Here is a 19,335-nt window from a genome sequence, read left to right as displayed (position 1 = left end):
ACCGCTGACGGCCCGCCGCACGCTGCCAGCAGATGGGCGCCTTCACCCAACCCGGGGACGACGTCCACGCCATGACCTACACCCCGAAAGTCCGACCGGACGGCCACGGGATCTGGTCTGAGGACGGCACGACGATGCCGTTCTTCCTCGAGTTCGACACCGGCACCGAGCCGCTGCACGTGCTGACCGGCAAAGTCGCCGAGTACACCGACCTGGCCCGCACCACCGGGCAGGTCTGGCCGGTGCCGGCGGCCCGGCGCCCGCGTGGACAGACGCCGAACCACCCGACAACCCGGCGTGACAGAGGTGCGGCACACCACTCGAACGCAAAGCCGCGATCGAAGCCCTCATCGCCGAAGTCCAACTCACCGACCAAGGAGTCAGACTCGAACCCCCGCGCGCGACGCCGATTCCGCGGCGTGGGGCGAGGTGCGTTGGACGTGACGCGGGCCCGGACGGCGGCCGGGGTGGTGGCCCGTCCAGCGAAGGTGCGGAGTGCAGCGATGCCCGCCGAACGAGCGGGTGAGCCGGCCGGCGAAGCGCGGCCGGTGCCGAAGCGAAGCGAGGCATGGGGGGTGCGGGGTGGGAACCCCCCGCCGCGCCGAAGGCGCAGCTAACACAGCTACGCGATGCCGGCCGTTCGGCAGGCTTCGGCGTATGCGCCGGCGCACAGGGCGCTCGCGGTCACGAAGCCGTCCTTCACGACCGTGGTGGCGATGGTGTCCCTCGTAACCGTTACCGGGTCCAGCAGGATCGACGGGATCTGGGCCGCGCCGTTGTCGACCGTCGTGCTCGCCGGCGGGTGGTTGCCGCGCAGCAGGTCGTTCGCCAGGGTCGCGGCGGCCTCGGCCTCGGCGCGGATCGCCTTGTACACCGTCATGTACTGGTCGCCGACCAGGATCCGTTGCAGCGCGGCCGTCTCGGCGTCCTGGCCGGTCACCGGGACCTGCGGCAGGCCCGCGGCCTTCATCGCGGCGATCGCGGCGCCCGCCGTGCCGTCGTTCGCGGCGTACACGCCGACGATTGTGCGGCCCCTGAGGGTGGGCAGGATGCTTGCCGTCCAGGCCTTGGCGTTGTCCGGGTTCCACTCGGCCGTGTCGGACTCGGCGGCGATGCGCACCTTGCCGTCGAGGCCGGCGTAGGCCCCTTGCTTGAAGAGGGTCGCGTTGTTGTCGGTCGGGGAGCCGTTGATCCACAGGATCTCGCCCTGGGTGGCCTTGGGGCCCAGGGCGGTGAGGAGGGCAGCGGCCTGCAGCGCGCCGACCTTCGCGTTGTCGAACGAGATGTAGTAGTCGACCTGGGTCTTGAGCACGAGGCGGTCGTAGGAGATGACGGGTACGCCGCGGTTCTTGGCCTCGGTCACGATGCGGCCGGCGGCGACGCTGTCGACCGGGGCCAGCACGAGCACCTTGGCGCCTTGGTCGAGGGCGTCCTTGGCCTGCTGCAGCTGGGTGTCGGCGCCCTGCTCGGCGTTGCGGTAGTCCACCGTGCAGCCGGGGCAGAGCTCGGAGAGTTTCTGGGCGAAGTACGGCTGGTCGCCGGCCTCGTAGCGGCTGGCCTTGCGCTCGGGCAGCAGCAGCGCCACGCGGGCGGAGGGGCCGCCGCTGTCCGGGGATCGCAGCGTCTCGGTGCAGCCGGCGAGGCCGGCGGTGAGCAGGGCGAGCGTCGACAGTACGGCCAGAGCCTTGCGCATGGGATCCCTCAGTATTTGAAGCGGGAGACCAGGACCCGCATCTCGGAGGCCATCGAGGCGAGCCGGTCGACGGCCTCGCCGGTGCTGGTCACGCCCTGGTTCGTCGCGGCGGTCGCGTCGGCACGCCAGCGATCGTGCCGGCGATGCGGGTGGAGCCGTCGGCTGCCTCGCCGACGCTGTCGCTCATCGAGCGGGCGGTGGCCGCCTGCTGCTCCACGGCCGCGGCGATCGCGTTCTGGTACTGGCTCATCTGCGCGATGACGTCGCCGATCTGGGCCATCGCGGCGACCGCGTCGTCGGTGTCGACCTGGATGGCCTGGACCCGCTTGCCGATCGTCTCGTTCGTCGTGGCCGCGATCGAGATCGCCGACGCGGTGACGGTCGCCGCGTGCGCGGTGCTGCGGGAGATCTCCTCGATCGCCTCGCCATCTCGGACGCGCCGCCGGCAACCGCGGCGACGTGCTCGCTGACCGCGCCGGCCGTCCGGGCGACGTCGCCGGCCCGGTTGTTCGCCTCCGTCGCGCTGGAGTCGATCTGGCGGCTGATCGCGGTGAGCTCCTCGGCCGCCGCGGCGAGCGTGGCGGAGTTGTCCCCCAAAGACCGGACCGCTTCCCTGGTACTCGCCGTGGCGGCGCCGAGCGCGCGGGCCATCTCGGTGAGGTACCGGCTGAGCACCACCGCGGCGACGAGCCCGGCCAGCAGGGCGGCGATCATCGCGACCCGCGCCGTCCGATACGCGGCGGCGGCCTCGTCGGCGCCGTGCAGGCCGTTCGTCTCCTCGTACGACATCAGGGCCTGCAGCGCGTCCATCGCGTTGCCGCCGACGGTGTCGCCGTCACCGAGGTACGCCTGCTGGAACCCGGCGTTGTCGCCGGCGGCGATGAGCGGCAGCAGCCGGTGGTCGCGAATGTTGCGGTACGCGCCCCACCAGATCGTGAACCGGTCGAGCAACTGCCGCTGCCGGACGTCGTGGATCGCCGCGCGGTAGGCCGCGACCTGCGCGTCGACCTCCCGCTCGGCCGCGGCGATGTCGTCGGTGAACGCCTTGCTGGCGACGGGCCCGTTGGACAGGGCGAGGTTGGCGACGTCGCTGCGCACGCGCAGCGCGGCCTCGTCGAGCTTCGCCAGGTGCGTTGCCGGGACGAGATTGAAGTTGTAGAGCTGCGCGGCGCGGTTGTTGACCTGTTCGAGGCTGTACACGCCGACGCCGAGCACGACCGCGCCGACCGCGCAGCCGACGAGGACCAGCAGCATGAGCTTGCGAGCCATCGGCTGGGTGCGCACGGTCCTGAGGAGTTGCGGATTCGAAGCCTCCGGCGTTATGTTACGTCGCACGATATAACGTGAGACGAAATAGGAGGTGGCGATGGAGGTCAAGTTCGCCGAGCCCGGCGTGCTCATCCTCGCCAGCCTCGCCGGGGGCCCCAAGCACGGATATGCGCTGATCAAGGACATCGAGGAGATCGCCGGCACCACGCTCGGGCCGGGAACGCTCTACGGGGCGCTCGGCCGGCTCGAGCGCGATGGCCTGGTCGAGGCGCTGCCGGCCGAGGACCGGCGCCGGCCGTACCGGATCACCGCGGCGGGGGCCGAGGTGGCCCGCGCCTACCTCGAGCACGTGCGCGCGGTCGCCCGCGTCGGGCTCCGGCGGCTGGGGCCGGCGCATGCTTGAACGCCTGGTCCGCCTCTACCCGGCCGCGTGGCGGGCGCGGTACGGCGACGAGCTCGAAGAGCTGGTCCGGGACCTCCGACCGGAGGCTTCCCGGGTGTACCTCGCCGCGGACCTGGTCCGCGGCGCGATCGCAGCCCGCGTAGGAGAGGTGCTGGAGATGCAGCGTGCGGACCGGCAGGCGATGAAGTCGGGCCTGCTCATCGCCGGGATCGTCTGGGCCGGACTATCAGCCGAGATCCTGCTGACGAACGTGGTGTTTCCGTCGAAGACCGACGACGACGGGCCCGCAGTGCTGATGTCCTACCTGGGCATCTTCGCCGCGCTGTTCCTGGTCGGGCGGATCGCGGCGCGGCGCGGGGCCGGCCGGCAGGGCCAGGTGCTCGCCGGGCTCGTCGCCGGCGCGGTGATCGGTGCGGCGAGCGTCGCGACGTTCGTCGTCGTCGACAACGTGTGGCTCGACATCGTGGCCCGGCAGCCGGCGAAGATCGACGGGTTTGCGCACAGCGGGGCCTCGTCGATGCGGGCGTACGTCAACCAGAGCCTCATCGGCGCCGGCCTCTTCCTCGCCGCCATGTTCGGCGCGCTCGGCGCCCTGCTGAGCACGGCCGGCGGGCTCAGCGCCAGGCGCGGCTACACCCCTTAGCCAAGCCGGGCGCACCGCCGGTCGGCGGAGGTCAGGCGGTGCGGGCGAGCACGTCGGCGTCGATCCCCGCCGCGCCGTACCGCCCAGAACAACGCCCGCCCCCGCGCCGCGTGGGTATGGTGCAGCGATGGATCGCACCGCGCTGGTGACCGGGGCGTCGTCCGGGATCGGGAAAGCCACCGCGGCCGCGCTGGCGGCACGGGGCTACCGGGTCGTGGGCACCAGCCGGCACCCGGAGGCGCTCGGCCCGGACCAGCGGGCCGACGGGGTCGAGTACCTGCCGCTGGACCTCGGCGACGACGCCTCCATCGAGGCCTTGGCCGCGGCCGCCGGCAACGTCGACGTGCTGGTCAACAACGCGGGCGAGAGCCAGTCGGGGCCGTTCGAGGAGCTGCCCGGCGCCGCGCTGCGACGGCTGTTCCAGGTCAACGTGCTCGGCCCGGTGCGGCTCAGCCAGCTGCTCCTGCCCGGCATGCGCTCGCGGGGCTACGGCCGGGTCGTGATGGTCGGCTCGATGCTGGCCTCGTTCCCGCTGGCGTACCGCTCCTCCTACGTGGCGACGAAGGCCGCGCTCAAGGGGTTCAGCGACGGGGCCCGGCACGAGTGCTCGCCGTTCGGCGTCTGGCTGACCACCGTCGAGCCCGGGTCGATCAGCACCGGGATCAGCGAGCGCCGCACGAAGTACACCTCGGCAACCTCGCCGCACCGCGAGGACTTCGAACGGATGCTGGCCGCGCTGGACCGCAACGAGAAGGCCGGCGTATCGGCCGACCGGGTCGCGGCCACCATCATCAAGGCGATCCAGGCTTCCCGCCCGAAGCCCCTCTACGCGGTCGGCAGCAACGCCGCGCTCGTCTTCCCGCTGCGCCGCCTGCTCCCCCAGACCTTGGTGGAGAGGGCCACCCACCGCCGCCACGACCTGCGCCGCTAACGGAGCGCGGCATCGAGCGGCCGTGCTGGTGGCGCGCCGGGAGTCCGTCCCCGGCGTCGTGCCCAGCGACCTGGGACGACACGTTCGTCCGGCCGCAGCGGCTTCTGGGCCCTGGACTGGAACGCTGTCTCAATTAGAGGGCCCGGCGCAGCCACTCCTCGACGCCGGCCACGTGGATCGACGCCCAGGCACGGGCCAGGTCCGGCTGGCGGGTGCCGATCGCATCGACGATCGCCTGATGCTGCTCGCGCGTGCGGGCCGCGGCGCCCTCCTGGGTCAGGCCGCGCCAGATGCGTGCGCGGGTGGTCGGGCCGGACAGGCCGTCGATGAGCGAGCACAGCACCGCGTTGCCGGAGCCGGCCGCGATCAGGCGGTGGAACTCCAGGTCGTTGGCGACGAGGGCCTCAATCGTCGGGTCCTCGCCGAGCTCGTCGAGCACCGTCTGCATCTTCGCCACGTCCTCGTCGCTCATCCGCTCGGCGGCCAGTGCCGTCGCGGCGGGCTCCAGGATGCGGCGCACCTCCAGGAACTGCAGGACGGTGTCGTCGCGGTGGAAGTCGACCACGAAGCTCAGCGCGTCGAGCAGCAGGTCGGGCTCGAGGCTGGTGACATACGTGCCGTCGCCCTGCCGGACGTCCAGCACGCGGATCATCGACAGGGCCTTGACCGCCTCGCGCAGCGAGTTGCGCGACAGGCCGAGGCGCTCGGCCAGGTCGGCCTCCTTGGGCAGCCGGTCCCCCGGGCCGAGCTCGCCCGAGGTGATCATGCCCTTGATCTTGTCGATTGCCTCGTCGGTCAGTGCCATGGGTCCCTCCGCGGCGACGCTACGCCCGCGGCGCCGACGTCCAGACGGTACACCTCGGCGGCGGTGCCGCCGAACACCTGCGCGCGCTCCGCGGGACTGGTGAGCGGGGTGATCAGCTCGTCGGCGACGGCCAGGACCCGCCCGTAGGACGCGGCCAGGCGGCAGACCGGCCAGTCCGAGCCGAACATCAGCCGGGCCGGCCCGAACAGTTCGAGGGCCTGCTCGGCGTACGGCCGCAGGTCCTGGGGTTTCCAATGCTCCCAGTCGGCCTCCGTGACGAGGCCGGACAGCTTCGCCGCGACGTTGGGCCGGGCGGCGAGGCCGGCGATCGCGGCGCGCCAGGGTGCGAGGCCGCCGGCGCGGATGCGGGGCTTGCCCAGGTGGTCCAGGACGAACCGGACGTCGGGCAGGGCGGCGGCGACCCGCGCGGCGGAGGGCAGCTGGTCGGCGCGGATGACGAGGTCGAAGACGAGCCCGGCGGCGCCGATGCGGCGCAGGCCGGCGCGCACGTCGTCGCGGTCGAGGTATCCGGCGTCCTCGGCCTGCACCTGGGCGCGCAGCCCGACGAGACGCTCGGCGCCGGGCAGGTCCCGATACGCGGGGAACACCGGCGCCGCCGGGTCGTCCCAGGCCACGACGCCGGCGATCTCGGGGGTGTCGCGGGCGTGGCCGAGCAGCAGCGCCGCCTCGTCCACGTCGCAGCGCCCGCCCTCGACGAGCACGGTGTGGTCCACGCCGGCGGCGGCGAGCTCCGCCCGCAGGTCGTCGGGGCCGAAGGTACGGCGGATCGGGGCGAGCTCGGGCGCGTCGAGCCAGTCGTAGCCGCCGCCCAGGTGCCACAGGTGGTGGTGCGCGTCGACGATCACAGCAGCCCCCGCCCGGTCAGCGCCGGCCACAGGGAGTCCGCCGGCGGCGCGTCGAACAGCGCGGCGTTGCGGCGCACCTGCTCGGCCGAGTCGGCGCCGAGAACGACCGTGGTGACGGCCGGGTCGCGGGCGGGGAAGGCGATGGCGGCGGCCGGCAGCGTGGTGCCGTGCTCGGCGCAGACGCCGGCGATCTCGGCGGCCCGGCGCACGAGGTCGGCGGGGGCGGCGCCGTACTCGTACGGCAGCCCTGCCCGCGGCCGGTCCTCGGCGAGCAGCCCGCTGTTGAACACCCCGGCGGCGAGCACGCCGACGCCGGCCGCGGCGCACGCCGGCAGCAGCCGCTCGGCGGCGGGCTGTTCGAGCAGCGTGAACCGCCCGGCGACCATCACGATGTCGGGCGTGCACTCGGCGACGACCCGGGTGAGCACGGCCGCGTCCTTGGAGCCGGCCCCGATGGCGCGCACGACGCCCTCGGCGCGCAGCTCGACCAGGGCCGGGAAGCCCTGCCGCAGCGCCACCTCGGGGTGGTGCTCGGGGTCGTGCAGCAGCGCGATGTCGACCCGGTCGAGGCCGAGCCGGGCCAGGCTGTCCTCGATCGAGCGGCGCACCCCGTCGCGGGTGAAGTCCCAGACCCGCCGGTGGGTGCGGGGCACGGCGAAGCCGTCGGCGAGGTCGTCGGCGAGGTCGTCGCCGCCCTCACCGGTGGGTTCGAGCAGCCGGCCGACCTTGGTGCTGACGGTGTACTGCGAGCGTGGCCGGTCGCGCAGCGCGGCGCCCAGGCGACGCTCGGACAGGCCGATGCCGTAGTGCGGGGCGGTGTCGAAATACCGGATCCCGGCGTCCCAGGCGGCGTCGACGATCGCGCGGGCGTCCTCGTCGCTGCGCTCCCGGTAGAGGTTGCCGAGTTGGGCGCAGCCCAGCCCGTGCTTGCCGAGCCTCACGGCCGCGCCCGCAGCCGCAGGCCGTGCATGCCGCCGTCGACGGACAGCACGGTGCCCGTCGTCGCGCTGGCCAGGGGGCTGGCCAGGTAGGCGATGGCGTGCGCGACCTCCTCGGCGCTGACCAGCCGCCCGGTCGGCTGCCGGGCGTTGAGCGCGGCCAGCTCGGCCTCCGGGTCCTCGGCCTGGTCGAGCAGCCGGCGCACCCACGGCGTGTCGGCGGTGCCCGGGTTGACGCAGCAGACCCGGATGCCCTCCCGCACGTGGTCGGCCGCCATCGCCGCCGTCAACGCCTGCACGGCGCCCTTGGTGGCGCTGTAGAGGGCCCGGTCGGGCAGGCCGGCGTGCGCCGCGATCGAGCAGGTGTTGACGATCGCGGCATGGGCCGAGCGGCGCAGGTGCGGCAGCGCGGCGCGGGTGACCCGGACCAGGCCGACGACGTTGACGTCGAAGACGCGGTGCCACTCGTCGTCGGGGTTGGCTTCGACGGTACCGATGGCGCCGATCCCGGCATTGTTGACGAGGATGTCGATCCCGTCGAGATGCTCGGCCGCGGCGGCGACGCCGGCGCGCACGGCGGCGTCGTCGGTGACGTCGGCGGCGAACCCGGCGATGCCCTCGGGGCCCTCGGGCAGGTCGTCGGCGCGCAGGTCCAGGCTGGCCACCCGGGCGCCGCGGGCGGCGAGGTGCCGGGCCGTGGCCAGCCCGATCCCGGAGGCGCCGCCGGTCACGACAGCGGCGAGACCGTCGAACTCACCGTTCACGAAGCACTCCCAAATACATCGGAGGATTGCTGTCTATCAGCCCGGCGCGTCCGGGCACAAGGGCTTGACAGGAGCGGGGCGGCGGATAGACGTCCGACGTCACGCGGGTTCGTCGGCGGTGCGGGGCGGGTGCGGCTCGCGCGGCACCGCCGCCAGCAGCAGGACACCGACCAGCGTCAACAGGCTCAGGGCCGGGACCAGCCACACCAGGCGGAGCGCCAGCACGGCCAGGACGGCCACGGCGATCCAGCGGCGCCGGTCGAGCAGCACCAGCACGGCGGGCAGCTCCCACACCAGGTGGTGCACCCAGGCGAACGGGCTGATCAGGCACATCGCGACCCCGGTGAGCGCCAGGCCGGTCCAGTCATCGGACGACTGGACGCGGATGGTCCAGTACAGCACGACGGCGAGCGCGAGTAGCGGCCACACCGCCTCCGGGGCGTGCAGCCGGTGCAGGGCGCCGGCGAGGGACTGGTCGGAGGGCTCGCCCACCTCGCCGACCCGCGAGACGTGCCAGATCAGGCCGCCCCAGTACCGCCGGGACGCCCCCGGCGCGACGAGCCACGCCAGGCCGGTGGCGGCCAGCGCGGCCCCGGCGGCGACGGCGGCCTCCCGGTAGCGGCGGGCGATGATCAGGTAGGCGATGAACAGCGCCGGCGTCAGCTTCGCCGCGGCCGCCACCCCGACGAGCGCGCCGCTGCGCAGGACGAGCAGGTCGAGCCCGACGAGCGCGAGCAGCACCAGGTTGATCTGCCCGAAGCTCAGCGTGTCGCGCCACGGCTCGACGGCGGCGAGCAGGACCAGGCCGGTCAGCACGGGCAGCGCGCGGCGGAAGCGCACCCACAGCAGCGCGGCGGTGCCGGCCACCGACGCGGCGGCGAGCACCGCCAGGGCCGCCGGAAACGGCAGCAGCGCGAGCGGGGCGAGCAGCAGCGCGGCGAACGGCGGGTAGGTGAACCCGTAGTCGCGCATCGGGCCGGGCTGGCGGTAGGAGTACAGGTCGCCGCCGTCGAGCCAGTGCCGGATCGCGCCACGGTACACGTGCAGGTCGAACCAGCCGTGCCAGTGCGCGGACAGCATGACGAAGCCCGCGATGCCGACGCTCAGTGCGGCGAGCCCGGCCCAGGCCTTGCGCGTGTCCCCCGTATCGGCGCCCGTGACGTTGACGCTACTCCATGCCGCGCTTTCCCGGGGTCCAGAAAGGCTTCGTCAGCACGGATCGCCGCGGCCACCCGCGGTCGCGCACGAGGTGCTGGCGCACGGCCTGCACGGTGCGGGCCTCGCCGGCCACGTACGCCTGCCCTGGTTCGCTCGGCAGTTCCATCTGCCGTACCGCGGCCACGAGCGCCTTCGAGTCCGCCGCGCTGTCGCCGTCGCGCGGCACCCAGGTGACGTCGCCGTCCAGCGCCAGCCGGTCCTGCGGCCCGGCGATCTCGACCACGGCCCGGCTGGCGGCGCGCTCGGGCGCCGGGAGGGCGCGCAGCATCGCCCCGAACGCGACGGAGGCGGTCTCCTCCCCGACGAACAGGTGGTACGCGGCCGGCCTGGTCACGAAGTCGCCCTTGGGCCGGCTGATGAGCGCCTCGTCGCCCGCTTGGACGGCCGCCATCCAGCGTGCCCCGGGCCCGTCCCCGTGCAGCAGCGCCTGCAGCTCGACAGCATCGCCGGCGCGGTCCCACACCGAGTAGGTGCGCAGCAGCGGCGTGAGCGCCCCCGCGGCCCCGACGTCGACCCGGACCTGCTGCCCCGGCCGCCACTCGACGCCGCGCAGCGCCTCGGCGCGCAGCCGGATGCGGCGGAACCGCCCGGTCGTCTCGGCCTCGGCAACGGTCGCGCGGACGAACAGCATCTCCCACAGCCTCATGCCGCGGGACGCTACCGTCTATCGGCGATATATCGGAACCTTCGCCCGGTGCATTGCCACAATGCACCGGGCGTCATGCCTATCCGGGGTCTGTCCGGGCAGTCGTCAGATGTCCTCGTCGAGCTGGGTGCCCCGGCGCGGGTCGCGGATGCTGCGGCCCGTCGAGTCGACGGCGCCCTCGTCCACGCGGCCGCCGCGGGCCAGCTGGTGCTCCAGGCTCTGCTGCCGCTCCGCCTCGCGGCGCGCCGCCTCGCGGTCCCGGGCCTCGGGGCTGTTCGGGTCGATTCCGGTCGGGTCAGGCGCATTCATGCTGCTCACTCCCAGTGCTCGGCGGGTGCAGTGGTCGGACGATCGCGCGTCACCATACCCAGGCCGATCTGCGGTAATCCATAGGCAAACTCCTGCAGGGTCTCACAGGGCCGGCCGATTACCGCAGGCATTGTTCCGGATGAGGCGCGGCTTCGCCCGGCGCGCCACCCGGCCCGCCGGATCGATCTCCATGCCGCGCGCCCGGATGCGTGGATAGATTCGGTGACGAGAGCATTCTCGACTCCCGAAGGAGACCTGACGCATGTCAGAGCAGAGCAGCGCGCGGAACGCCGGGACCATCGACGTCGGCGGCGACATGACCGTCAACCGGCTCGGTTTCGGCGCGATGCGCGTCACCGGCGAGGGGATCTGGGGCGAGCCGCGCGACCGTGACGAGGCCGTCCGGGTCCTGCGCCGCGCGGTCGAGCTGGGCGTGAACTTCATCGACACCGCCGACTCGTACGGGCCCGACGTCAGCGAGGAGCTGATCGCCGAGGCCCTGCACCCCTATCCGGAGGACCTGGTCATCGCCACCAAGGGCGGACTGGTGCGCCCGGGGGCCAACCGCTGGGAGCCGGACGGGCGGCCCGTGCATCTGACCGAGGCGCTCGAGGGCAGCCTGCGCAAGCTGCGGCTGGACTCGATCCCGCTGTACCAGTTCCACCGCCCCGACCCGGCCGTGCCCGTCGAGGACTCGATCGGCGCCCTCGCCGAGCTCAAGGCGCAGGGCAAGATCCGCCACATCGGCGTCTCCAACTTCACCGAGGAGCAGCTGCGGGTCGCCCAGCGGATCACCCCGGTCGTGTCGATCCAGAACCGGTACAACGTCGACGACCGCGGCTCCGAGTCGCTCGTCGACCTGTGCGAGCAGGAGCAGATCGTGTTCCTGCCGTGGGCGCCGATCCAGAACCTCGACGACAACGCCACGATCGAGGCGATCGCCAAGAAGTACGAGGCCACCCCCCGGCAGATCGTGCTGGCCTGGCTGCTGGCGCGCTCGCCGGCGATGCTGCCGATCCCGGGTACCGGCTCGGTGCGGCACCTGGAGGACAACATCGTGGCGGCCGGGATCGAGCTGACCCCGGCGGAGGTCGCGGACATCACGCGCAGCGCGTAGCGCGGAAAAATCTCTTCGGCCGCGTGTCGGATCCGGTCCTGCCCGTTCGAGGAGGGGATGAAGGACGGGAAAGTACCCCGCACAGAGGAGACGAAGATGCGCTACGTGATGCTGCTCGAGGCCACCCAGCCCGCGACCCCGCCGCCGGCCGAGCTGATGGCGGCGATCATGAAGCTGGGCGAGGAGGCCACCGCCGCCGGCGCATTGCTGGACAACGCCGGCCTCGCGCCCAGCGGAGCCGGCGCGAGGATCACCGTCACCGGCGGCGGGCTGAGCGTCACCGACGGCCCGTTCGCGGAGACCAAGGAGATGATCAGCTACGCGCTGTACGAGACCCGCACCAAGGAGGAGGCGGTGGAGTGGGCGTCGCGCTTCATGAAGCTGCACCGCGACCTCTGGGAGGGCTGGGAGGGCGAGTGCCGGGTGTTGAAGGTCATGGGCCCCGAGGACTTCCCGCAGCCGTAGGCCCACGCCGGGGCCGGGGCGGATGCGAGGATCGTGGTCGTGACGGCCACCGATCCCCGCCCGCCCGACGTGCACCGCGTGGTCGAGGCCGTCTACCGCATCGAGTCCGGCCGGATCATCGCCGCGCTCGCGCGGATGGTGCGTGACGTCGGACTGGCCGAGGAGCTGGCGCAGGACGCGCTCGTCGCGGCGCTGGAGCAGTGGCCGGCCCGGGGCGTGCCCGACGATCCCGGGCCGTGGCTGATGGCCACGGCCAAGCACCGGGCGATCGACCACCTGCGGCGGCAGGAGAACTACCGGCGCAAGCTCGCCGTCGTCGGGCGGGACGTGGAACTGGCCGAGCAGGCATCGGCCGAGCCGGAGATCGTCGACGCGCTCGACGACCACATCGGCGACGACCTGCTGCGGCTCATCTTCACCGCGTGCCACCCGGCGCTCACCACCGAGTCGCAGGTGGCGCTGACCCTGCGAATGCTGGGCGGCCTGCGGACCGACGAGATCGCGCGCGCCTTCCTCACCACCGAGGCGACCGTCTCGCAGCGCATCCTGCGGGCGAAGAAGACCCTGGCGAAGGAGGGCGTGCGCTTCGAACTGCCCCCGCCGTCCGAGGTTTCGGCGCGGTTGGCGGCTGTGCTCGGTACGATATATCTGATCTTCAATGAAGGCTATGCCGCGACGGCCGGCGACGACTGGTCGCGGCCGCAACTGTGCGCGGAGGCCGTGCGGCTCGGCCGGGTCCTCTCCGGGCTGCTGCCCGGCGAGGCCGAGGTCCACGGGCTGACCGCGCTCATGGAGCTGCAGGCGTCACGGATGGCCGCCCGCACCGACGCCGGCGGGCGCCCGGTGCTGCTGCTGGACCAGGACCGCCGCCGCTGGGACCGGCTGCTGATCCGCCGCGGGCTGGCCGCCCTGGCCCGCGCCGAGGAGCTGGGCACGCTCGGGCCCTACGGGCTGCAGGCCGCGATCGCCGCCTGCCACGCCCGCGCCCTGACGCCGGGGGAGACGGACTGGGCGCGCATCGCCGCGCTGTACCGCCTGCTGTCGCACGTCGCCCCGTCGGCCGTGGTCGAGCTCAACCGCGCCGTGGCCGTCGGCATGGCCGAAGGCCCGGCCGCCGGGCTGGAGATCGTCGACGGGCTGGTGGCGCGGGGCGAGCTGGCCGGATACCCGCACCTGCCGGCGGCCCGCGGCGAGCTGCTGGAGCGGCTGGGCCGCGGCGCGGAGGCGCGGGCCGAGTTCGCCCGCGCCGCGGCGCTCACCCGCAACGCGACCGAGCGCGAGCTGTTCGCCCGCCGCGCCGCCGGCTGACGCCGCCCCGGCCGTCCGGCGCGCGGGTGGCTCAGTCGAGGTCGGCGAGGCGGTCGGCCGGGACGACCGTGTATTGGCGCAGGGACAGGTCGCGGAACGTGACCGGGCCGCGCGGGCCGGGGACCCGGTCGATGTTGATGCCCGTCTCCGGGACGTTGAGCAGCTTGAAGCCGTCCAGCAGGCGGGTCGTGGCGTTCCAGAAGGCGCCGGTGCCGGCGTATGCCGACAGGAACTCGCGGGCCGCGGCGGCGTCCTCGGTGACGATGCCGGCGGCCAGGCCGGAGGTCTCGTCGTTGGCGATGCGGGCGGCGTCGAGCGGGCCGCCGGCCGGGGCGATCGTGATGGTCGCCTCGCGGGCCGAGTCGAGGGCCCACTCGTATCCGAGCGGGTGGTCGTGCGGCGGCAGCGAGACGGCGACCCTCGGGGCGACCGCGTCGGTGACCCGGGGCACCAGGTCGTCGTAGCGGTCGCGGTGGATGAGCAGCAGGTTGAGGCGGTTGCACACGCCGAGGCGGTCGAGGCCGGCGGTGATGAGCGCGAACGCCTTGTCGAGATCGGCGGCGGCGTCGACGTAGAGCACCCCGCCGCCGTCGGCGTGGGCGAGCGTGCGCACGCCCTGCAGCGCGGCCTTCTCGGCCAGGCTGCGGGTGCTCTCGCCGCTGCCGCGCAGGATGACGAGCGGGATCAGGCCGGGCTGGGCGACCAGCGCCTCGGCGGAGCCGCGGCCGCGGGCCCGGATGAGCTGCACGGCGGCAGGGTCGAGGCCGGCCTCGGCGAGGGCGGGCGCGACGACCTCGTCCATGAGCGCGATCGCGGAGGCGAGGGCGGCGGAGCCGGTGCGCAGCACACCGCCGTTCTGCGACTTGACCAGCTGGGAGGCGACATCGACGGTGACGTTGGGGCGGGCCTCGTAGTTGGCGCCGATGACGCCGACCGGGCGCCGCCACTCCTGCAGGACCAGGCCGCCGCCGAGCTCGCGCACCGTGCGCCGGGCCGGCTCGGGCTCGACGTCGGCGAGGATGTTCAGCTGCTCGGCCATCGCCGCCAGGCGGGCCTCGTCGAGGCGGAGCCGGTCGAGCAGGCCGCCGCTCATGCCGCCGGCCTCGGCCGCGGCGACGTCGGCGGCGTTGGCGGCGAGGATCGGGCCGCCACTCCTGCCATGGGCGTCGGCGAGGCGGCGGGCCATGCCGCGCAGGGCCTCGTCGATGGTCTTGGCCGGCGCCGCCGCGAGCGAACCGGTGGCGGCCCGCGCGGCCCGGGCGGCCGCTGCCACGACCTCGTTCACGTCCTGCTCATCGGCCACGGCCACGGGCTCCCCTTCAGTGCGAACGCTTGCGTGCCTGAAGAGTGTATGTAAGCGGCAGCCGCTCGGGGCGCGCGGCCAGCCGGTACTCGCCGTGCTCGTCGCCGACGGTGAAGCCGGGCAGCGGGTCCCACGGGCAGCTGTCGTGCTCCTGCAGCATGGTCAGCTCCAGGCCCTCGCCGAGCAGCGCGGTGACGATCTCGCCGAGGCCGTGGTTCCACTGGTGCGTGACGTTGTTGACGAACTTGACCTCCGTCTCGACGTACGTGGTGCCGTCGTCCCACACGAGCGGGGCCTCTTGCTCGAAGTACGGGAAGTGGACCGCCAGGACGCCGTCGCCGCGGGTCTCATCGACGCTCCACAGCATCGGGTGGCCCTCGCGGATGAACAACCGGCCGCCGGGGCGCAGCAGGGCGGCGACAACCGCGGCCCAGCGGTGGATGTCGGGCAGCCAGCACAGTGCGCCGACGCCGGTGTACACCAGGTCGAACGAGCCCGGCTCGAGCACGTCCGGCGCGGCGTAGACGTCAGACTCGACGTAGTCGATGTCCGCGCCGGCCCGCCCGGCCAGGGCGCGCGCCTCCGCCAGCGACGCGGGCGAGAAGTCCAGGCCGGTGACGCGGGCACCGAGGCGGTACAGCGACAGCGTGTCCGTGCCGATGTGGCACTGCAGGTGCACGGCCCGCAGCCCGCGCACGTCGCCCAGGCGTGGGCGGTCGAAGCGGATCACATCGCTGAGGTGCGCCGGATCCTCCACGAACCGTCCGACCCCGTACCCGGCGGAGGCCGCGTGCGCCGGGGCGCGCTCGTCCCACTGGGCGCGGTTGAGGCGCAGGTATTCGCTCACCCGACGAGGGTCACACGCTGGTCAAGCGGATATCCGGTCGGCGAACCGGACCGCACCGCCGACGCCGTCCGTCACGAAGTGGCGGACATGTCCGGTTCGACGACCGGCTCCAGGTCGACGAACACGGAGTCGGCCAGTTCGCCGTGCGCGGTCACCGCCAGCGGGACCGGCTGCGTCGGCGGGGTGTGGCGGTCCCAGATCCGCTGGTTGCGGATCGTCGCCGAGATGACCCTGGCGTTGATCGCGATGCCGGCGGACGGGCTCGTGGACGTACCGTTGCCTCGAATGCGGTTGTTGATGAGAAACGGGTCGATCAACGCCCCGTCGATGCGGATGCCGTCGCCCGCGTTGTCCCAGATGTCGTTGCCGTCGAGGACCATGTCGGCGGCCGGGATCCGGATCGCGCCCGGCAGGTTGTGCTGGCGGTAGCCGTGGCCGCCGTTGCGGCTGATGCGCGTCGCGGTGACGGTGTACCCACCCGGGGTGTTGCCGATGCTGACGCCGTCGCCGGGGTTGTCGTCGACGATACAGCCGGTGATCACGCCATAGCGGCCAGCAACGTGCGTGGTGCCTTGCCCGGAGACGTCGAAGCCGGCGGTCTGGTTGCCGATCATCGTGCAGCCGGAGACCAGCAGGCCGTCGGCGCCCCAGTCGGAGATGCCGTACTTGTTGCTCTCGGCGTGGCAGCCCAGGACGCGGATGCCGCGCGGCGGGGTCCACGAGGCGTCCTGCAGTTCGACGAAGATGCCGTTGGTGCCGTTGTGCAGCGTCACGCACTCGCTCACGGTCAGTCGCTCGACCGCGCCCCAGCCGCCCACGCCGATGCCGATGCCGGCGCCGCCCTTCTCCCAGCCGGAGTCCAGCCGTCCGCAGCCGGCCGCGACCACGCGCTCCACGGTCGCGTCCTGCAGGAAGTCGCAGCCGAAGCCGGTCGCGGGCGTGTCGTGGATGTAGAGGTCGCGGAAGGAGCCGCGCAGCACGTACTGCAGGCCGAGCCCCTTGGCCAGCACGTCGTACGCCGGCAGCGTGACCTGCGAGCCGTCGATCTCGAACCCGGCGAAGGTGACGTCCACGATCGCGCGCTCCGGCGAGGCGCCGTGCTGCAGCGCGGTCCAGAACGCCAGTGGTACCGGGGCGCCCGGCGCGCTCGGGTTGGACAGCACGAAGCGGGTCGAAGACGGGCCGTCGCCGATCAGCGACACGCCGGTGCGCCAGACCGTGGGGACGTCGCAGATCGAGTACACCCCGGCCGGGCAGTAGATCACCTCGCCGGGCGGGCAGGCATCGACGAGCCGCTGCAGCGCCGGCTGGTCGTTGGTGATCCCGTCACCGGCCAGGCCGTGCTCGCGTGCGTTGATCACAGGGGTTCTGATACCCGTAGTACGGCGAGTATGCGGGCCAGCTCCGCCCGGTCCTGCGGCGGCAGGGCGGCGAAGAAGCGCTCGCCCTCGGCGCCGCGCTCGGCACGGATGCTTTCCGCGACCCTACCGCCGGAAGGCGTCAGCTCCACCAGCGTGGCCCGGCGGTCGGCGGGGTCGGGCAGCCGCTCCACGAGGCCACGCTCCTCCAGCCCGTCGACCACCTCGGTCGTCGAGCGCGGGGCGATCTTCAGGTGCTCGGACAGCTCGCTGGGGCGCATGGTGCCGTGCCGGGCGAGCACGTTCAGGGCGCGCGCCTGCCCCGGCGTGATCCCCAGCGGCTGCAGCGACTCGTGCGAGCGGTGCCGCAGCCGGCGCGCCACGCTCCAGAAGAGCTCCGCGAGGCTCTCGTCCTCCACGGGAACACGGTACCAGGGAATGGTGTTGGTCCCTCATAGTGAGGTAACCTCAACATGTTTCCGACAGAGAGGCGTTCCCCTTGGAGCCCAATCACCCCACCCGCATCCGCGGGTCCCGGAAGGTCAGCGCCGCCGAGAAGGCGCAGGCCAAGCGGGTCTCCCTGACCCGCATCGGCCGCCTGTTCACCGCGCACCGCGGCCGGCTGGCGGTCGTCGTGCTCATCATCGTGGCGTCGTCGGTGCTGTCGATGGCGTCGCCGTTCCTGCTCCGCGAGGTCATCGACCGCGCGCTGCCCGCCCGCGACACCCGGCTGCTCGCCTGGCTGGTGCTCGGCATGGTCGCCGTCGCTGCCGTGACCTCGGCGCTCGGCGTGGTCCAGACGTGGCTGTCGACCAAGGTCGGCCAGTTGGTCATGCACCGGCTGCGCACCGACGTCTTCACGCACCTGCAGCGGCAGTCGATCGGCTTCTTCACCCGCACGCGCACCGGCGAGGTGCAGTCGCGCATCACCAACGACATCGGCGGGATGGAGGCGGTCGTCACCAACACCGCCACGTCCATCGCGTCCAATCTGACCACCGCGGTCGCCACCGCCGTCGCCATGGCGGCGCTGTCCTGGCGGCTGTCGCTGGTCTCCCTCGTCGTGCTGCCGCCCGCGATCTACCTGACCCGCAAGGTCGCGAGCATGCGCCGCGAGATCACCGCCCAGCGCCAGCGCGAGCTGGCCGACCTCAACGTGACGATCGAGGAGGGCCTCTCCATCAGTGGCGTACGCCTGAGCAAGACCATGGGCGCGGGCGGCGCGCTGATCGACCGCTTCACCGCCTCCTCCGAGCGGCTGATCGACCTCGAGCTGCGCTCCGAGCTGGCCGGCCGCTGGCGCATGGCGTCGATGAGCATCATCTTCGCCGCGATCCCGGCGATCATCTACCTCAGCGCCGGCCTGCCGATGACCGCGGGCTCGCTGAGCATCGGCACCCTGGTCGCGTTCACCTCGCTGCAGGCGGGCCTGTTCCGGCCGCTCATGGGCCTGCTCGGCGTCGGCGTCGCGCTGACCAGCTCGCTCGCGCTGTTCGCGCGCATCTTCGAATACCTCGACCTGCCCGTCGAGGTCGCCGAGCCGGAGCACCCCGTCGCGCTGCACGACGTGCGCGGCCACCTGCGCTTCGAGGGCGTCACGTTCACCTATCCGGGCAGCGGCTCGGCGGCCGTGGCCGGGGTCTCGCTCGACATACCGGCCGGCACGTCGCTCGCGCTCGTCGGCGAGACCGGCTCGGGCAAGAGCACGATCGCCTCGCTCATCGCCCGGCTCCACGACCCCACCGCGGGCCGGATCACCATCGACGGCGTCGACCTGCGCGACCTGCGCCTGACCGACCTCGCCGCCGTCGTCGGCGTCGTGAGCCAGGAGACCTACCTGCTGCACACGACGGTGCGGGAAAACCTGCGCTACGCCAAGCCCGACGCGACCGACGCCGAGCTCGAGGCGGCGGCGCGGGCGGCGCGGATCCACGACCTCATCGCATCCCTGCCGGACGGCTACGACACGGTCGTCGGCTCGCGCGGCCACCGCTTCTCCGGCGGCGAGCAGCAACGCATCGCGATCGCCCGCACCCTGCTGCGCGACCCGCGCATCCTGGTCCTCGACGAGGCCACCAGTGCCCTGGATACCGAGACCGAGCGCGCCGTGCAGCGCGCGTTCGACGACCTGGCCCGCGGCCGCACCACGATCACCATCGCCCACCGCCTGTCCACGGTCCGCGACGCCGACCAGATCGCCGTCATCGACCACGGCCGCGTCGTCGAGCGCGGCACGCACACCACCCTGCTCTCAGCCGCCGGAACATACGCCACCCTGGCCGCCTGACCCCATCCCCACGTCCCCGCCACCGCCCCCACCGCGCCCCCGACGGCCACCCCACCACCGCCACCGCCGCGCCCCCGACGGCCACCCCACCACCGACCCAGCGCGCCCGCCAACCGACCCCGACGGCCGCCCCATCGCCGCCACCGCCCCGCCGCGCCGCCGAGG

Annotated in this window: 22 protein-coding genes; 8 read left to right on the top strand and 14 right to left on the bottom strand. The window is 73.3% G+C overall.

What is annotated here, in order from left to right:
* Window positions 1-32 precede the first annotated feature (32 nt).
* Window positions 33-617, top strand: coding sequence for a replication-relaxation family protein (locus ACGFI8_RS15270; RefSeq protein WP_392804699.1), 585 nt, complete (start codon window positions 33-35; stop codon window positions 615-617).
* Window positions 618-622: 5 nt separating this feature from the next.
* On the opposite strand, the gene ACGFI8_RS15265 is transcribed toward ACGFI8_RS15270, so the two are convergent.
* From ACGFI8_RS15265 to ACGFI8_RS15255, 3 genes are all read right to left on the bottom strand, one after another.
* Window positions 623-1,693, bottom strand: coding sequence for a sugar ABC transporter substrate-binding protein (locus ACGFI8_RS15265; protein ID WP_392804696.1), 1,071 nt, complete (start codon window positions 1,691-1,693; stop codon window positions 623-625).
* 88 nt (window positions 1,694-1,781) lie between these two features.
* A complete protein-coding gene (locus ACGFI8_RS15260; protein ID WP_392804693.1) occupies window positions 1,782-1,973 on the bottom strand; it encodes a hypothetical protein in 192 nt (63 codons plus the stop codon).
* Window positions 1,940-2,962, bottom strand: coding sequence for an MCP four helix bundle domain-containing protein (locus ACGFI8_RS15255; protein ID WP_392804690.1), 1,023 nt, complete (start codon window positions 2,960-2,962; stop codon window positions 1,940-1,942). The genes ACGFI8_RS15260 and ACGFI8_RS15255 overlap by 34 nt, the downstream gene beginning before the upstream one ends.
* 97 nt (window positions 2,963-3,059) lie before the next feature.
* Here ACGFI8_RS15255 and ACGFI8_RS15250 point away from each other — a divergent pair, with 97 nt between their 5' ends.
* From ACGFI8_RS15250 to ACGFI8_RS15240, 3 genes are all read left to right on the top strand, one after another.
* Window positions 3,060-3,365, top strand: a complete 306-nt coding sequence (locus tag ACGFI8_RS15250) for a PadR family transcriptional regulator (protein WP_392804687.1) — start codon at window positions 3,060-3,062, stop codon at window positions 3,363-3,365.
* Window positions 3,358-4,008, top strand: coding sequence for a hypothetical protein (locus ACGFI8_RS15245; protein WP_392804684.1), 651 nt, complete (start codon window positions 3,358-3,360; stop codon window positions 4,006-4,008). The genes ACGFI8_RS15250 and ACGFI8_RS15245 overlap by 8 nt, the downstream gene beginning before the upstream one ends.
* A gap of 127 nt (window positions 4,009-4,135) precedes the next feature.
* The gene (locus ACGFI8_RS15240; protein WP_392804681.1) at window positions 4,136-4,939 is read left to right on the top strand and encodes an SDR family oxidoreductase; all 804 of its coding nucleotides are present in this window, start codon (window positions 4,136-4,138) and stop codon (window positions 4,937-4,939) included.
* 133 nt (window positions 4,940-5,072) lie between these two features.
* Here the strand turns inward: ACGFI8_RS15240 and ACGFI8_RS15235 are convergent, their stop codons facing one another.
* The 7 genes from ACGFI8_RS15235 to ACGFI8_RS15205 form a co-directional block, all read right to left on the bottom strand.
* Entirely contained in the window at window positions 5,073-5,744 is a 672-nt protein-coding gene (locus tag ACGFI8_RS15235) for a FadR/GntR family transcriptional regulator (protein WP_392804680.1), read from the bottom strand.
* Window positions 5,735-6,610: an amidohydrolase family protein gene (locus ACGFI8_RS15230; protein ID WP_392804677.1), complete on the bottom strand. Its 876-nt coding sequence runs from the start codon at window positions 6,608-6,610 to the stop codon at window positions 5,735-5,737. Before ACGFI8_RS15230 ends, ACGFI8_RS15235 begins: the two co-directional genes overlap by 10 nt.
* On the bottom strand, window positions 6,607-7,551 hold the full coding sequence (locus tag ACGFI8_RS15225; protein ID WP_392804674.1) for an aldo/keto reductase: 945 nt from the start codon (window positions 7,549-7,551) through the stop codon (window positions 6,607-6,609). Before ACGFI8_RS15225 ends, ACGFI8_RS15230 begins: the two co-directional genes overlap by 4 nt.
* Entirely contained in the window at window positions 7,548-8,312 is a 765-nt protein-coding gene (locus tag ACGFI8_RS15220; RefSeq protein ID WP_392804672.1) for an SDR family NAD(P)-dependent oxidoreductase, read from the bottom strand. The genes ACGFI8_RS15225 and ACGFI8_RS15220 overlap by 4 nt, the downstream gene beginning before the upstream one ends.
* 99 nt (window positions 8,313-8,411) lie before the next feature.
* The gene (locus ACGFI8_RS15215; protein ID WP_392804669.1) at window positions 8,412-9,392 is read right to left on the bottom strand and encodes a glycosyltransferase 87 family protein; all 981 of its coding nucleotides are present in this window, start codon (window positions 9,390-9,392) and stop codon (window positions 8,412-8,414) included.
* 88 nt (window positions 9,393-9,480) lie between these two features.
* Window positions 9,481-10,176, bottom strand: a complete 696-nt coding sequence (locus ACGFI8_RS15210) for a siderophore-interacting protein (RefSeq protein ID WP_392804667.1) — start codon at window positions 10,174-10,176, stop codon at window positions 9,481-9,483.
* 105 nt (window positions 10,177-10,281) lie between these two features.
* The gene (locus ACGFI8_RS15205; protein WP_392804664.1) at window positions 10,282-10,485 is read right to left on the bottom strand and encodes a hypothetical protein; all 204 of its coding nucleotides are present in this window, start codon (window positions 10,483-10,485) and stop codon (window positions 10,282-10,284) included.
* A gap of 262 nt (window positions 10,486-10,747) precedes the next feature.
* On the opposite strand from ACGFI8_RS15205, the gene ACGFI8_RS15200 reads away from it, so the two are divergent.
* The 3 genes from ACGFI8_RS15200 (at window position 10,748) to ACGFI8_RS15190 (ending at window position 13,375) form a co-directional block, all read left to right on the top strand.
* Window positions 10,748-11,602 carry an aldo/keto reductase gene (locus tag ACGFI8_RS15200; protein WP_392804662.1) on the top strand — a complete coding sequence of 285 codons (855 nt, stop codon included), beginning with the start codon at window positions 10,748-10,750 and terminating at the stop codon, window positions 11,600-11,602.
* 96 nt (window positions 11,603-11,698) lie between these two features.
* Window positions 11,699-12,067 carry a YciI family protein gene (locus ACGFI8_RS15195; RefSeq protein WP_392804660.1) on the top strand — a complete coding sequence of 123 codons (369 nt, stop codon included), beginning with the start codon at window positions 11,699-11,701 and terminating at the stop codon, window positions 12,065-12,067.
* Between the two features lie 39 nt (window positions 12,068-12,106).
* The gene (locus tag ACGFI8_RS15190; protein ID WP_392804657.1) at window positions 12,107-13,375 is read left to right on the top strand and encodes an RNA polymerase sigma factor; all 1,269 of its coding nucleotides are present in this window, start codon (window positions 12,107-12,109) and stop codon (window positions 13,373-13,375) included.
* A 31-nt stretch (window positions 13,376-13,406) separates the two neighbouring features.
* Here the strand turns inward: ACGFI8_RS15190 and ACGFI8_RS15185 are convergent, their stop codons facing one another.
* From ACGFI8_RS15185 to ACGFI8_RS15170, 4 genes are all read right to left on the bottom strand, one after another.
* A complete protein-coding gene (locus ACGFI8_RS15185) occupies window positions 13,407-14,684 on the bottom strand; it encodes an aldehyde dehydrogenase family protein (RefSeq protein ID WP_392804655.1) in 1,278 nt (425 codons plus the stop codon).
* A 10-nt stretch (window positions 14,685-14,694) separates the two neighbouring features.
* On the bottom strand, window positions 14,695-15,525 hold the full coding sequence (locus ACGFI8_RS15180; RefSeq protein ID WP_392804652.1) for a class I SAM-dependent methyltransferase: 831 nt from the start codon (window positions 15,523-15,525) through the stop codon (window positions 14,695-14,697).
* Window positions 15,526-15,596: 71 nt separating this feature from the next.
* Window positions 15,597-16,886, bottom strand: a complete 1,290-nt coding sequence (locus ACGFI8_RS15175) for a right-handed parallel beta-helix repeat-containing protein (protein ID WP_392804650.1) — start codon at window positions 16,884-16,886, stop codon at window positions 15,597-15,599.
* Window positions 16,883-17,302, bottom strand: a complete 420-nt coding sequence (locus tag ACGFI8_RS15170) for a MarR family winged helix-turn-helix transcriptional regulator (RefSeq protein ID WP_392804647.1) — start codon at window positions 17,300-17,302, stop codon at window positions 16,883-16,885. Before ACGFI8_RS15170 ends, ACGFI8_RS15175 begins: the two co-directional genes overlap by 4 nt.
* A 104-nt stretch (window positions 17,303-17,406) precedes the next feature.
* Between ACGFI8_RS15170 and ACGFI8_RS15165 the strand changes: the two genes are divergently transcribed.
* Entirely contained in the window at window positions 17,407-19,170 is a 1,764-nt protein-coding gene (locus ACGFI8_RS15165; protein ID WP_392805386.1) for an ABC transporter ATP-binding protein, read from the top strand.
* Window positions 19,171-19,335 lie beyond the last annotated feature (165 nt).

It is taken from the genome of Dactylosporangium sp. NPDC048998, assembly GCF_043197855.1.
Lineage (GTDB): Bacteria > Actinomycetota > Actinomycetes > Mycobacteriales > Micromonosporaceae > Dactylosporangium.
Note: the sequence above shows the minus strand (reverse complement) of the source record. Positions and strands in the feature narration are given on the sequence as shown.

Bases quoted from the DNA above. Each gene is read 5' to 3' on its own strand.
- ACGFI8_RS15270 (WP_392804699.1), top strand. From the start codon at position 33: ATGGGCGCCTTCACCCAACCCGGGGACGACGTCCACGCCATGACCTAC.
- ACGFI8_RS15265 (WP_392804696.1), bottom strand. From the start codon at position 1,693: ATGCGCAAGGCTCTGGCCGTACTGTCGACGCTCGCCCTGCTCACCGCC.
- ACGFI8_RS15260 (WP_392804693.1), bottom strand. From the start codon at position 1,973: ATGGCCCAGATCGGCGACGTCATCGCGCAGATGAGCCAGTACCAGAAC.
- ACGFI8_RS15255 (WP_392804690.1), bottom strand. From the start codon at position 2,962: ATGGCTCGCAAGCTCATGCTGCTGGTCCTCGTCGGCTGCGCGGTCGGC.
- ACGFI8_RS15250 (WP_392804687.1), top strand. From the start codon at position 3,060: ATGGAGGTCAAGTTCGCCGAGCCCGGCGTGCTCATCCTCGCCAGCCTC.
- ACGFI8_RS15245 (WP_392804684.1), top strand. From the start codon at position 3,358: ATGCTTGAACGCCTGGTCCGCCTCTACCCGGCCGCGTGGCGGGCGCGG.
- ACGFI8_RS15240 (WP_392804681.1), top strand. From the start codon at position 4,136: ATGGATCGCACCGCGCTGGTGACCGGGGCGTCGTCCGGGATCGGGAAA.
- ACGFI8_RS15235 (WP_392804680.1), bottom strand. From the start codon at position 5,744: ATGGCACTGACCGACGAGGCAATCGACAAGATCAAGGGCATGATCACC.
- ACGFI8_RS15215 (WP_392804669.1), bottom strand. From the start codon at position 9,392: ATGCTGTCCGCGCACTGGCACGGCTGGTTCGACCTGCACGTGTACCGT.
- ACGFI8_RS15210 (WP_392804667.1), bottom strand. From the start codon at position 10,176: ATGAGGCTGTGGGAGATGCTGTTCGTCCGCGCGACCGTTGCCGAGGCC.
- ACGFI8_RS15205 (WP_392804664.1), bottom strand. From the start codon at position 10,485: ATGAATGCGCCTGACCCGACCGGAATCGACCCGAACAGCCCCGAGGCC.
- ACGFI8_RS15200 (WP_392804662.1), top strand. From the start codon at position 10,748: ATGTCAGAGCAGAGCAGCGCGCGGAACGCCGGGACCATCGACGTCGGC.
- ACGFI8_RS15195 (WP_392804660.1), top strand. From the start codon at position 11,699: ATGCGCTACGTGATGCTGCTCGAGGCCACCCAGCCCGCGACCCCGCCG.